Origin of the sequence: Flavobacterium johnsoniae (assembly GCF_001879205.1) — a bacterium.
GTDB lineage: Bacteria > Bacteroidota > Bacteroidia > Flavobacteriales > Flavobacteriaceae > Flavobacterium > Flavobacterium johnsoniae_A.
This window is the reverse complement of record NZ_MLFK01000005.1, coordinates 119215-131253: the sequence shown is the minus strand read 5'-3', so window position 1 is coordinate 131253 and position 12039 is coordinate 119215. Positions and strand designations below refer to the sequence as shown.

Annotated in this window: 13 protein-coding genes and 1 pseudogene; 2 read left to right on the top strand and 12 right to left on the bottom strand. The window is 34.7% G+C overall.

The window, feature by feature from the left end; translation table 11 throughout:
- Window positions 1-23: 23 nt before the first annotated feature.
- Entirely contained in the window at window positions 24-425 is a 402-nt protein-coding gene (locus BKM63_RS05855) for a c-type cytochrome (protein ID WP_083572186.1), read from the bottom strand.
- A 1-nt stretch (window position 426) separates the two neighbouring features.
- Window positions 427-1419 (bottom strand): porphobilinogen synthase, encoded by a 993-nt coding sequence (gene hemB / locus BKM63_RS05850; RefSeq protein ID WP_071635700.1) that lies wholly within the window; start codon window positions 1417-1419, stop codon window positions 427-429.
- Window positions 1420-1704: 285 nt separating this feature from the next.
- Between hemB and BKM63_RS05845 the strand changes: the two genes are divergently transcribed.
- Entirely contained in the window at window positions 1705-2337 is a 633-nt protein-coding gene (locus tag BKM63_RS05845) for a hypothetical protein (RefSeq protein WP_071635699.1), read from the top strand.
- Window positions 2338-2340: 3 nt separating this feature from the next.
- Complete coding sequence (locus BKM63_RS05840; RefSeq protein ID WP_071635698.1) at window positions 2341-4182, top strand: hypothetical protein; 1842 nt, start codon at window positions 2341-2343, stop codon at window positions 4180-4182.
- 73 nt (window positions 4183-4255) lie between these two features.
- On the opposite strand, the gene BKM63_RS05835 is transcribed toward BKM63_RS05840, so the two are convergent.
- The 10 genes and pseudogenes from BKM63_RS05835 to hemC form a co-directional block, all read right to left on the bottom strand.
- Entirely contained in the window at window positions 4256-5152 is an 897-nt protein-coding gene (locus tag BKM63_RS05835; protein ID WP_071635697.1) for a fructose bisphosphate aldolase, read from the bottom strand.
- Between the two features lie 80 nt (window positions 5153-5232).
- Window positions 5233-6171, bottom strand: a complete 939-nt coding sequence (locus BKM63_RS05830; protein ID WP_071635696.1) for a DUF4421 family protein — start codon at window positions 6169-6171, stop codon at window positions 5233-5235.
- A 41-nt stretch (window positions 6172-6212) separates the two neighbouring features.
- A pseudogene (gene tnpA / locus BKM63_RS05825) lies at window positions 6213-6672 on the bottom strand (IS200/IS605 family transposase).
- 277 nt (window positions 6673-6949) lie between these two features.
- On the bottom strand, window positions 6950-7852 hold the full coding sequence (gene hemF / locus BKM63_RS05820) for an oxygen-dependent coproporphyrinogen oxidase (protein WP_071635695.1): 903 nt from the start codon (window positions 7850-7852) through the stop codon (window positions 6950-6952).
- Window positions 7849-8394 carry a GNAT family N-acetyltransferase gene (locus BKM63_RS05815; protein WP_071635694.1) on the bottom strand — a complete coding sequence of 182 codons (546 nt, stop codon included), beginning with the start codon at window positions 8392-8394 and terminating at the stop codon, window positions 7849-7851. The genes hemF and BKM63_RS05815 overlap by 4 nt, the downstream gene beginning before the upstream one ends.
- Window positions 8395-8397: 3 nt before the next feature.
- Complete coding sequence (locus tag BKM63_RS05810; protein WP_071635693.1) at window positions 8398-8775, bottom strand: hypothetical protein; 378 nt, start codon at window positions 8773-8775, stop codon at window positions 8398-8400.
- A 17-nt stretch (window positions 8776-8792) separates the two neighbouring features.
- Window positions 8793-9155, bottom strand: a complete 363-nt coding sequence (locus tag BKM63_RS23600; protein ID WP_071635692.1) for a hypothetical protein — start codon at window positions 9153-9155, stop codon at window positions 8793-8795.
- A gap of 77 nt (window positions 9156-9232) precedes the next feature.
- A complete protein-coding gene (gene hemE, locus BKM63_RS05800) occupies window positions 9233-10258 on the bottom strand; it encodes a uroporphyrinogen decarboxylase (RefSeq protein ID WP_071635691.1) in 1026 nt (341 codons plus the stop codon).
- 88 nt (window positions 10259-10346) lie between these two features.
- On the bottom strand, window positions 10347-11021 hold the full coding sequence (locus tag BKM63_RS05795) for a uroporphyrinogen-III synthase (RefSeq protein WP_071635690.1): 675 nt from the start codon (window positions 11019-11021) through the stop codon (window positions 10347-10349).
- Entirely contained in the window at window positions 11021-11947 is a 927-nt protein-coding gene (gene hemC / locus BKM63_RS05790) for a hydroxymethylbilane synthase (protein ID WP_071636303.1), read from the bottom strand. Before hemC ends, BKM63_RS05795 begins: the two co-directional genes overlap by 1 nt.
- Between the last annotated feature and the right edge of the window lie 92 nt (window positions 11948-12039).

Here is a 12039-nt window from a genome sequence, read left to right as displayed (position 1 = left end):
TTTTTTGTTTGAATACAAATCAATTATTTTAATTGACTGTACATATACGTTTCAATTGCTTTTAATTCTTCGTCAGACATTGCCTTTGTTATAGGTAAATTTGTCTGCATTACTGAAAACTGGCTTGGATCTACAATTGGTTCTGAATTTCCTTTTAAGAACGCCACAAGATCAGCATTTTTGTCTTTGTAGATTTTGGCAATTTCTTTAATGCTTGGTCCAATAACTTTTTGATCCGGCTGATGGCAGCTGGCACAATTTCCCGGTCCTTCAAAAAGTTCTTTTCCTAAAGCTTCTGGAGTTTTGACTTCCGCCGAATGGCCTTCTGAATAATTTTCTGTCGGATCCTGAACAGGATCTTCGGCTTTTTCTTTTTTACAGGATGCAAATGCTAATACAGCAGATAAGAATAATACTTTTTTCATGTTATTTATTTAATAAAAGTGAAGCTTCTTTTGCGAAATAAGTCGAGATAATACTGGCACCCGCACGCTTAATGCAATAAAGTTGCTCTATCATAATTTTGTCATGATCCAGCCATCCTCTTTCGGCTGCGGCCTTTACCATAGCGTACTCACCAGATACTTGGTAAACGGCAACCGGTACATGAACAGCATTTTTTACCTCGCGAACGATGTCTAAATAAGCAATTCCTGGTTTTACCATTACAATATCTGCTCCTTCTTCAACATCCAGTAATGCTTCTCGAATTCCTTCGATTCGGTTGGCATAATCCATCTGGTAGGTTTTTTTATCTTTCGGGATATTTTGAGAATCTACAGGAGCAGAATCTAAAGCATCACGAAACGGTCCGTAAAATGCCGAAGCATATTTCGCACTGTAACTCATAATTCCAACATTATGATGCCCGTTTTCTTCTAATGCTTTTCTGATTGCCAAAACTCTTCCGTCCATCATGTCACTTGGAGCTACAAAATCGGCTCCGGCTTCAGCATGGCTTAAACTCATTCGGGTTAAAGCATCAACTGTTGCATCGTTTAATAATTGGCCGTTTTCTATAATTCCGTCATGGCCGTAAATTGAATAGGGGTCTAATGCTACATCCGGCATTACAATCATTTCCGGAACGGCATCTTTAATGGCACGAATTGTTTGCTGCATTAAACCATCTTTATTCCAGGCCTCAGTTCCTTTGTTGTCCTTTAAATTGTCGCTTACTTTTACATAAATGTTCACCGCTTTGATTCCTAAATCCCAGGCTTCTTTCACTTCTTTAATAGTATTATCCAGCGAATGACGGTAAATTCCCGGCATAGAAGGAATAGCAGATTTTATATCTTTTCCTTCTGCGACAAACATTGGAAGCATAAAATCCTGCGGACTTAAACTGGTTTCACGAACTAAAGAACGAATAGATTCATTGGTTCTCAAACGACGATTTCTTTGTAATGGGAACATATAGTTTTAGATTTTTAGATTTTAGATTTCAGATTTTAATCTTAATTTGTTTGAAAGCAGATAGATTAATCCTTAGTTCTAAAAACTGGAGTTGTTTTTTATTTTTTTGAAGATTTTTTTACTTTTTAAGAAGCAGGGCAAAGTTAAAGAAAAATCAACAGAATAAGGCATTTAGCAACCTTGGAATCCGTTAATATTATCTAAAAATTTAGAGTTTTCGACTATTTAATTTTAAGAAATTTATCAGGATATGGTTTTTAAATATTTTCGGTCTAAATTTGCCTGATGAAGAAAATTCTCGCTTTATGCTGTTGTCTGTTTTTAACGAGTTGTTTTGAAATAACAGAAAGAATCAAACACCACGACGACCAAAGTGGTGAATATACCTTAATGGTCGATTTTTCCAAATCCTGGTTTAAGACTAAATCGGCTATATTTTTGGAAGAAGTCGATGGAGTTAAAATCCCAAACGAACAGGAAATCTCCCAAAAACTGGAAGATTTTAAAGTAAAAGCTTTAAAAATTGACGGAATTTCAAATGTAACGACAAAAACCGATTTTGATAGTTACATTTTCATCATTAAACTCAATTATGCCAATTTAAAAGCGCTAAATGCTGTTGTCAATACGATAAACAATCAGCGCGATCAGATTCACTTTAGCGGAAGCGGAAAAAATTTCGAGAGAATTGCGTCGTATCCGGTTCCCGAAAAAGTGGTAAAAGACCCAAAGAAAAAGAAAGATCTGGAAGAAGCTAATATAATTGCTATTTATACTTTCGATAAAGACATTCAGTCGGTTGAAAACCAAAACAGTAAAATTTCTAAAAACAAAAAAACCGTTTTTTTAAAACAAAGTATGTACAGTGTTCTTAAAAAATCGACTTTAATGAATAATACCATCCAATTAACGCCTTAATCCATGAAGCACTTTTATTCTTTATTTTTATTATTCGCCTCGTATTTAACTTTTGGCCAAGTCAGTAAAAACGAATACGATTATTTTGTTCAATTTAACGGAAACCAGCTTTCAAAAAAAGTAAGTGTTGCCGAAATCCTTAATCATCCTATTGTAACCAAGTACAGCAATAAAAAGCCTGATTTAGATTTTACCAAATACACCTCACTTATTCAGTTAGATCAAAAAATAACCATTCACGGAAAGTTCTCAGACAGTATTCCGTATTATCAAGTTACAATTCCTGTAAAAAGCAGAGAAGCCGTGAAACAATTTGTAATACAAGAATTTGGCGGCGGAGAAAAAAATGGTTCTGTTCAAAACGAAAAGATTCAGGATTTAGGTAAATATGCTGTTTTTAGTCCAAAAGGTAAAAACAAAATAGTAGCATGGAACGATAATTATTTGGTTATTCTGGAATTAACTCAAAGACTTCCTTCGAATTTTTATACAACCCAAAGTCAAACAGTTTTGCAGGATTCTGTTGCTGTTGATGAGGTTTACGAAGAAACGAAATCAGATGAAAATTCTATTATGATTGAAGCTCCCCTAAATGATACACCAATTGCGGTTGAAGAAGCTCCGGTTCCTTACAATGGGGAACAAGGGTATACCCCAAACGCACCGTACACGATTCAGGAAGCTGGTTTTAATCTGGAACAAGCAGAAAAGCTCACGAATATTATAAAATCATTATTCGAAAATGGATTTACTCCGCCAATTTCAGAAAAGATAAATGCCAATGCCGATATTTCGTCCTGGATAAATTACAGTGCTGTCATGACCAGTTTATATTCTGTATACAATTATCCAATGGCCATATTTGGGGGTTATGATAAGTTTTTGCCAATGCAGAAAAACTTCGGGAATTTTATAAAAGGCATAAATCTTGATTTTTATTTTGATAACAACAATGCGCGTGTAGAAGAAGTTGTAGAATATTCCCCTCAGCTTGCTGAGGTTGTGAGTAAAATCACGAATAGAAAAATAAATAAGAATGTTTTTAATTATTTCCCTGCGCAAAAGCCTTTGGGGTATATGTCTTATCATGTTAATACGAAAGCGGCACTGGAAAATTTCCCAACTTTAATGACAGATATATTTCAAAGTCCAAAACTGGTAAAAGAGGATATTGCTGTTGTTACTGATTTAATTTCGACAATTGTTGATGAAGAAGCTGCGGCAACACTTTTTGATGGCGATTTGAGCGCATTTTTATACGGTTTCAAGGAAGTTGAGGTTATGACTAAATCTTATGACTATGATGAAAACTATGAAGAAAAAATAACAGAGAAAAAGAGTAAAAAATCCGTTCCGCTGTTTTCTGTGATTTTTACTTCGACGCATCCTACGTTTGCTGATAAATTGATCCAGTTAGGCATTCGCAAAAAAGTACTGGTGCAAAAAGACAATTATTATGTTATTACCGGAACGAAAGAATATGGAGATATCTTCTTCAAAAAAGATAAAGATGTTATTATTTTGGCAAATACACTGGATTATTTTAATGCAGGAAACGGCACATTTTCTGGCGAAGCAAAAAAGGATTTGAAGAAAAATTATATGTTCGGAAAGCTGAATATCGCTGAACTAATAAATGCATTTGGTAAGTCAGGGGAAGCTAAATCTCCGGATTTAGGGAAATTCAGCAAAGTTTCAGAACAATTTTCAGACATTACATTTGAATCTCCTAAAAAGATAATTAACAATAAAGTGGTTTTCGCATTTAAGTTAAATTCATTGAAATCTGATAAAAATATTATTCTGCAAACTTTAGATTTAACTCAGGAATTAACTTCTAAATAGTTTTAAATCTATAAAACACAAATCCCCGAATTGAAACGTTCGGGGATTTTTTTTGCATTAAACATCAATTTGATTATGTGATTGACGCTTCATAAATGGCCGTGATTGTAGGGCCAAGTACAGCGTTAAACTCATCATCAGACTGGCCGGCAGTAAGTCCTTCAGATAATGCACGGGAGAAACTTGCAATCAATCCGTGGTTTTCTGACAGTTTTTGATTGGCTTCTTCTCGGGAATACCCGCCAGACAAGGCAACGACACGCACTACATGTGAATCAGCCATTAATTCCTTGTAAAAATTATTGACTGTTGGAATAGATAATTTCAGCATCACCTTTACATCTTTATCTAACGCGTTAAGCTGTTTTAAGATTTCTTCTTTTAGAATTTGTTCTGATTTTTCCTTGTCAGCACTGTAAATATCAACTTCAGGCTCAATAATCGGTACAAGCCCTTTTTTAAAAATTTGTTTTCCCACGGCAAATTGCTGTTCAACTATTTCACGAATTCCTGTTGCGTTGGCTTCTTTTATTACAGAACGCATTTTGGTTCCAAAAATATTTCGATCTACGGCTCTCGTCAATAACTGATCCAGATCGGGGATAGGTTTCATCAATTGTACACCATTTGCAGGATCAGCAAGACCTTTATCTACCTTTAAAAAAGGAACAATATTTTTCTTTTCCCATAAAAAATCGGCAGTCCATTGGCCGTCAATTTTGCGATCCATTGTGTTTTCAAACAAAATAGCGCCAAGAATATATTTGCTGTCAAATGAATGACTTTTAATAATTCGGGTTCTCATTTCATGTACAAGGGTGTACATTTCTTCATCATTTGAGAAACTGCTTTCCTGCACACCGTATTGTGCCAATGCTTTTGGAGTACTGCCTCCGCTTTGATCTAAAGCAGCGATAAATCCTTTACCGGATTGCATTCTATCTAATTGTTTCAAGTTTACATTTCCCATAATAATGCTTTTTTAGGTTGTATAAATCCCTGTAATTTAAGCATTTTTTAGAACTTATTCATTGTGAGATTTTAGATTTCTTACAATCCTATTTTCTCATTGACCTTATCATAAACTTGTTTTACCTTTTTTGGAGGATCAAATCGATAACCTGCAGAAAATTTTAAAGTAACAATATTATCATTCAATCGCGGATCAACTTTCTCATCTTGAGCAAAACTTATAGTATTAAGACTTGCAAAAGCAAAAAAACGATCTTTGTTATAGGCTAATTTTAAATTGAAATCTGCCTCAAGCAAAGCTGATGTGTCACCGTCAATATCGTTTATTCCGGCACCCAAGGCAATTCCGGCACCAATTAAAACCCGATCACTGATTACAAAGTTGTAAAAATAGGAAGGCGCCAAGGTAAAAACATACAAATCTCCAGGCGAAGAATCGGGAGTATTTAAGTCTAAATTGGTATAGTAAAAGGAGAATGTTGGAATAAAACTTCCGGAGCTCTTAGTCTGCCATTCGTTTTGGCTTACTAATGTTTTAAAAGAGAATTTATCATTAAAAACATACGATGTCGATCCGCCTATTTTAGTCGTACGCATATTAGGCAGCTGCGCTGTTATATTATCATCACTGATGTAAAATCCTTTTTGATTGATAAAAGTAAAGGACTGCATCCATTTTTTGTAATAAAAACGGGTGTTGAAATTAAAATGCTTCGAATTAGAATCGCCTTTGTTCCCGCCAAGAAATTTTGGTGCAAAACCAAGCGTAATATCAATGATTTTATAATTCAAATTAAAACCAATCTGTTCCTTTCGATTTGGAATAAGATTTAGATATACTTTGGGATCCTGATCATCTGAAGCAATCTGGAAACTATTTGAAGTATTTAAATAATAGGCACTGACGGTAATTTTATCATTGTATGATTTAAAATAAGGATTTTGCAAAGAATCGTTTTGGGCGAAAGACCCAACAAAACTAAACAAGAATAATATATTGATTAATTTTAAATTCATCTGCAATCAGTTTTATACTGGTCCGTGAGAGCGATATTTAATTAAACTTCTTCAAAAAGATATTCATTTCTAAAATCAATATTGAATAATTTTAAAAATGCAGTATATTCTTCGCTGAATGTTTTCTTTTTATGATGTTCTTATTGGTTTTCAATGTATTTTATAACATTGTTCAATTGTGAATGTCCGTATGAAAACGCACCAAAACCTGTCTGCCATTCAAATTTTCCATTCACCCATTTTTGTTCGTTTATGAATTTGGATGAACTTGATTTAATATCCCTTACTAAATCAGATAATGAAATATTGGGTTTTATACCAACTAAGATATGAATATGATCTGGCATTCCGTTAATTGCGATCAATTTTTGTTTTTGATTGGTAATAATTCCTGTGATATATTTATAAATTTCGTCCTTACTTAGTGTTGGAAATTAAGTTTTGTCTTCCCTTTACCGCAAAAACAATTTGGATATACACTTGAGAATAAGTATTTGCCACGATTTAGTTAAATTATTAATGAGATAAAGCTAAGTAATAATTTTTAAAAATGTAAGATAAATACCTGTTTTTTTATACGTGATAATTATGTCGCCCCTCTGGGGCTTTGTGTAGGAAGCAAACAAATTAGGCTATAAATATTTTGCTCCTTCGGAGCATTTTTATCGTTAGTTTATTCAATGCTAAAATGCTCCGAAGGAGCAAAATATCTATAGCAATGAATTACCACAAAGAATCTAAAGCTCCATCGGAGCGATATAAATTAAAATGAAAGCGATTAAATCCATTCACGCTGGTTTTCCAGCACATGTACTAATTTTTCTTCTTCGCTTCCAGCTTCAGGATGATGATCATAAACCCATTGTACGTGTGGCGGCAGACTCATCAAAATACTTTCAATTCTTCCGTTTGTTTTTAAACCAAATAATGTTCCTTTGTCATGAACCAGATTAAATTCAACGTAACGGCCGCGACGGATTTCCTGCCAGGTTCTGTTTTCTGGAGTATATTCAAGGTTTTTTCTTCTTTCTACAATCGGAACATAAGCTTCAAGGAAACTATTACCGACTTCGGTTACGAAATTGTACCAGTCTTCCATAGACATTTGCTCATTTGCTTTGCAATAATCGAAGAATAAACCGCCAATACCTCTGGCTTCGTTTCTATGTGCGTTCCAAAAGTACGAATCGCATTGTTTTTTATATTTCGGGTAAAACTCCGGATTGTGTTTGTCGCAGGCGGTTTTGCAGGTTTGATGAAAGTGTTTCGCATCTTCTTCAAACAAATAATAAGGCGTTAAATCCTGTCCGCCTCCGAACCATTGCTGAATGACATTTCCTGAATCATCATACATTTCGAAGTATCGCCAATTGGCGTGCACAGTAGGAACCATCGGGCTTTTCGGGTGAATAACCAAACTTAATCCGCAGGCAAAGAAATCGGCTTCTCCCACACCAAACATCTTTTGCATCGTTTCTGGAAGTTTTCCATGAACGGCAGAAATGTTGACACCGCCTTTTTCGAAAACAGCACCGTTTTCAATAACGCGTGTTCTTCCCCCGCCGCCTTCTAGACGTTTCCATAAGTCTTCACGGAATTTTGCAGTTCCGTCAACAGCTTCTAATCCAGCGCAGATTTGGTCTTGTAATTTTTGTATGTATGCGTAAAATTTATCTTTCATGATTTTGTGTATTCTGATTTAAGAAGTCCAAAATAAACGGTGTTTTGCAATTGCCCATCGCCGTTTCTAAATTCGTCTCTTAAAATTCCTTCTTGTTTAAAATTATGTTTCAACGCGATTTTTTGACTTGCCAGATTAATTTCGGAAGTGCAGATAAAAACCTTGTTCATCATTAATTCGTTAAAACAAAAATCAAGCGCATGCGAAACCATTTTTGAGGTAATTCCTTTTCCCTGAAAATCTTCGTCAATAAAATAACCAAGTTCACATTTAGAAATGCGATAATCAATTGTTTTTACACACAAATAACCAATTAAATCATTTGTGTCAATTTCTCGGGCATAGAAATAATATCCTTCACTATTTTTTTCTTTGTCTCTACTTACTGATATAAAGTTTTCGGCTTTTTTTGGTGAATCAGAGTTAGCCAGCGTGACAGGGAAAGTGTGTCCGATATGATTTCTATTCTTATCAATTAATTTATAAAATTCTTCAGGAAGAATATTTTCAATTCGGTCTATTTTCCAATTTGTAAAACTCATTTTTTATTTGTCTTTTAGAGAAGTAATTTTCGAATTTATCCCAAAAGAAAAATCCTTGCTTTCCTGCTGAATGTATTGGTAAATAGCTAAAGCTTTTCCTAAGAAATCAAATTGTTTTTCCTTAGATAAACTCACCAGAATATCTGCAAATTGTTCTTGTTGGTTCCAGTCTAAATGACATCGCTGTAACAAAATAATCAATTCTTCTTCAGGAATTTCAATTGTTCTTTCTAAACTTAATCCAAAACTCTTTAATTGCTCATCGATTAAACTTGTGTCTTCAGCATTCCAAAACTTTGGCACAAAAACCAAAGCGTGCAAAGTTTTTAGAGTATTCTCTATTCTAATGCTTTCTTCGTCTCGTAAACCTTTGTTTAGCATTTTATTGCGTAATTAAATTATTCAAAATACACCCGATTATCGACCGTTGCTATACTATAAGAGTAAAAAATAAAAAGAATTAAGAATGGAAGCCACGATAATCCAATAAGTTTAAAATAGAGTGACTGCTTTTTAATTTTATTATAGTCGATATGAGCTAAAATATAAAACGTGTATAGTAAGGGTAAAGTAAATGAACCAGCGATATAAACAAAGATTTCAAACATTTGCTTTTCGCCAGATAGATAAAAATGGTTAAAAAGAAAAGCACTCAAAACGTTATACCACCAAATAATAAAAATAAATAGCAGAAAAATATTAAATCCAATGAAATTACTATTCACTTGTTCAATTTCAGAAATAATATTTTTTTGTTCCATATTGTGAAAATGGTTTTATTCAAATTTTTCAGTCGCAGTTATCGTGAAAACTGGAAACTGCGACTGAAAGCTAATACTTATTGTCCGTATTCCTTCACCGCGTCAATAAACGCTTTTGCGTGATCTACCGGAATATTTGGTAAAATTCCGTGACCTAAATTTACAATATATTTATCTTTTCCGAATTCGTCGATCATTTCGTGTACCATTTTCTTGATAGTTGGAATTGGAGAAAGCAATCTTGACGGATCAAAATTTCCTTGTAATGTAATGTTTCCACCAGACAAATAACGAGCATTTCTGGCAGAACAAGTCCAATCTACTCCCAGTGCAGAAGCGCGGCTTTTTCCCATTTCACCAAGAGCGAACCAGCATCCTTTTCCAAAAACAATAACTGGAGCAACATCTGCCAAAGCTTCAACAATCTGAGTGATGTATTTCCAAGAAAACTCTTGATAATCAACAGGAGAAAGCATTCCTCCCCATGAATCAAAAATCTGAACGGCATTAACTCCTGCTTTTACTTTTTCTTTTAAGTATAAAATGGTAGTGTCTGTAATTTTTTGTAATAAAGTATGAGCTGCAGCGGGGTTTGAAAAGCAGAAACCTTTTGCCATATCAAAACTTTTAGAACCTCTTCCTTCAACAGCATAGCATAAAATAGTCCAAGGTGAACCTGCGAAACCAATTAATGGCACTTCGTCATCCAGCATTTCTTTAGTCAATTTAATGGCATCCATTACATAACCAAGGCTTTCCTGAATATCCGGAACATAAACTCTATGAACATCTGCCATAGAACGAATCGGATTTGGAACAAACGGACCGATATTTTCTTTCATCAAAACTTCGATTCCCATTGCTTGCGGGACAACTAAAATATCTGAGAATAAAATAGCAGCATCCGGAGCAATTCTGCGAATTGGCTGAACCGTGATTTCGGCAGCTAATTCCGGAGTTTGACAACGCGTGAAGAAATCGTATTTATCACGCAAAGCGATAAATTCCGGTAAGTATCTTCCGGCTTGACGCATCATCCATACTGGTGGGCGTTGAACTGTTTCTCCTTTTAATGCTTTTAAAAATAGGTCGTTTTTTAACATTGTTTTTATTGCTTTAGGCTTTAAGCTTTAGGCTTTAAGCGGTGTTTGTCTTTGTTTTTCTTTCTTGAATTTGCTTAAAGCTTAAGGCCTAAAGCGTATTGCTATATTTAGTAATTACATCTTCAATCACATCTTCAACCGTTGGCTGATCTGCGATAATGATGTTTTTTGTGATTTTTTGCAAAGCTTCGGCAGTGGTTTCTCCAATGCAGAAACAGGTTTCTTTTTTGATTGTATTCTCTTTTAAATAACTCTCAACCCCAGACGGACTAAAAAACAATATTGCATCAACAGTTGTCTTTATTTTTTGAGGCTGTAAAGAAGTGTCATAAACCTGAATTTCGTTGAGTTGTATTCCGGCTTCATTTAAAGCGTTTGGCAAAGTATCTCTTCTAAGGTTCCCGCTAAAAAAAGTATAGCTTTCATTGCGGTAAATTAAAGTGATAATTTCGGCTAAATCAGATGCGTAACCAGTATAAGCGACAACATTAAATCCGTTTTCAGATAAAAGAATTTTTGTCTTTAATCCAACGCAATACACGTTTTTACTTTTAAGTTCTTCCGATTTTGGATTCGCTAAAACACTGTGAACGGCATTTTGACTGGTAAAAATTAAACTTTCGTTGAGGTTTTTAAGTTCAAAAGGCTTGTTTTCGGTTTTAATAAAATCGGCTTCAATTAAATCAAAGCCGGCTTTTTTCAACTCTTCTTTTTGAAGAGGAGATAATATTTTAGTAGATAATATCTGAATTTGTTTCGCCATTATTTTTTCAGGGATTCTTTAATCTTCTGCATTAATTCTGTTCCGCCGTCATTTAAAATTTCCTGAGCCGAATGGAAACCTAGTTTTTTCCATTCTGAAATATCAACAGTTTTGTTGATTTCAATTTTCTGTTTTCCATCAATAGAAAGTAAAACACCCTGAAAATGCAAAGTATCCTCGTCTTCATTATATTTTACCAGGGCACCAATTGGGGCCGTACAGCCGCCTTCAAGTGTTCTTAAAAATTGACGTTCGATATGGGTACAAATTTCGGTTTCGATATCATTTAACTGCGAAAGCGCATCGAGCGTGTAATTGTCATTTTCCATTGCCACGACAAGCATTGCTCCTTGTGCGGGCGCAGGAATCATCCAGTCTAAATTGATGTAATTTTCCGGTTTTAGGTTAATTCGTTCCAAACCTGCAGCGGCAAAAACAGCTCCGTCCCAATCATTGTCTTTTAGCTTTTGCATACGCGTATTTACATTGCCGCGTAAATCAACTACAGTATGATTCGGGTATTTATTAAACCATTGTGCCTGGCGGCGTAAGCTTCCAGTTGCAATTGTACTTGGATTATTGTCAAAATTGGTATTCCCTTTATGAACCAAAATGTCCAGAACATTTGCTCTTGGTAAAACTGCGGCCTGAACAATTCCTTTAGGCAAAGCCGTTGGAACATCTTTCATAGAATGTACTGCGATATCAATATCGCCATTGATCATGGCAATGTCCAGCGTTTTGGTAAAAATCCCGGTAATCCCGAGTTCGTAAAGAGGTTTGTCCAGAATAATATCACCTTGAGATTTAACCGCAACAATTGAGGTTTTATAACCTAAGTCGTTTAGTTTTTGCTCGACAGTATGAGCCTGCCAAAGTGCTAATTCGCTGTCACGAGTTCCAATTCTGATTGTTTTTTCAGCCATTTTGTCGAATTTCACCATATAAGTCATTTAAGGAAATTTAAGCACTTTGCGTTTAAAGACAATTATTAAATGAACTTAAATGACTTATATGG

Excerpts from the sequence above, each read along its gene's own strand:
- BKM63_RS05855 (WP_083572186.1), bottom strand. The coding sequence starts at position 425 with ATGAAAAAAGTATTATTCTTATCTGCTGTATTAGCATTTGCATCCTGT.
- hemB (WP_071635700.1), bottom strand. The coding sequence starts at position 1,419 with ATGTTCCCATTACAAAGAAATCGTCGTTTGAGAACCAATGAATCTATT.
- BKM63_RS05845 (WP_071635699.1), top strand. The coding sequence starts at position 1,705 with ATGAAGAAAATTCTCGCTTTATGCTGTTGTCTGTTTTTAACGAGTTGT.
- BKM63_RS05840 (WP_071635698.1), top strand. The coding sequence starts at position 2,341 with ATGAAGCACTTTTATTCTTTATTTTTATTATTCGCCTCGTATTTAACT.
- BKM63_RS05835 (WP_071635697.1), bottom strand. The coding sequence starts at position 5,152 with ATGGGAAATGTAAACTTGAAACAATTAGATAGAATGCAATCCGGTAAA.
- BKM63_RS05830 (WP_071635696.1), bottom strand. The coding sequence starts at position 6,171 with ATGAATTTAAAATTAATCAATATATTATTCTTGTTTAGTTTTGTTGGG.
- hemF (WP_071635695.1), bottom strand. The coding sequence starts at position 7,852 with ATGAAAGATAAATTTTACGCATACATACAAAAATTACAAGACCAAATC.
- BKM63_RS05815 (WP_071635694.1), bottom strand. The coding sequence starts at position 8,394 with ATGAGTTTTACAAATTGGAAAATAGACCGAATTGAAAATATTCTTCCT.
- BKM63_RS05810 (WP_071635693.1), bottom strand. The coding sequence starts at position 8,775 with ATGCTAAACAAAGGTTTACGAGACGAAGAAAGCATTAGAATAGAGAAT.
- BKM63_RS23600 (WP_071635692.1), bottom strand. The coding sequence starts at position 9,155 with ATGGAACAAAAAAATATTATTTCTGAAATTGAACAAGTGAATAGTAAT.
- hemE (WP_071635691.1), bottom strand. The coding sequence starts at position 10,258 with ATGTTAAAAAACGACCTATTTTTAAAAGCATTAAAAGGAGAAACAGTT.
- BKM63_RS05795 (WP_071635690.1), bottom strand. The coding sequence starts at position 11,021 with ATGGCGAAACAAATTCAGATATTATCTACTAAAATATTATCTCCTCTT.
- hemC (WP_071636303.1), bottom strand. The coding sequence starts at position 11,947 with ATGGCTGAAAAAACAATCAGAATTGGAACTCGTGACAGCGAATTAGCA.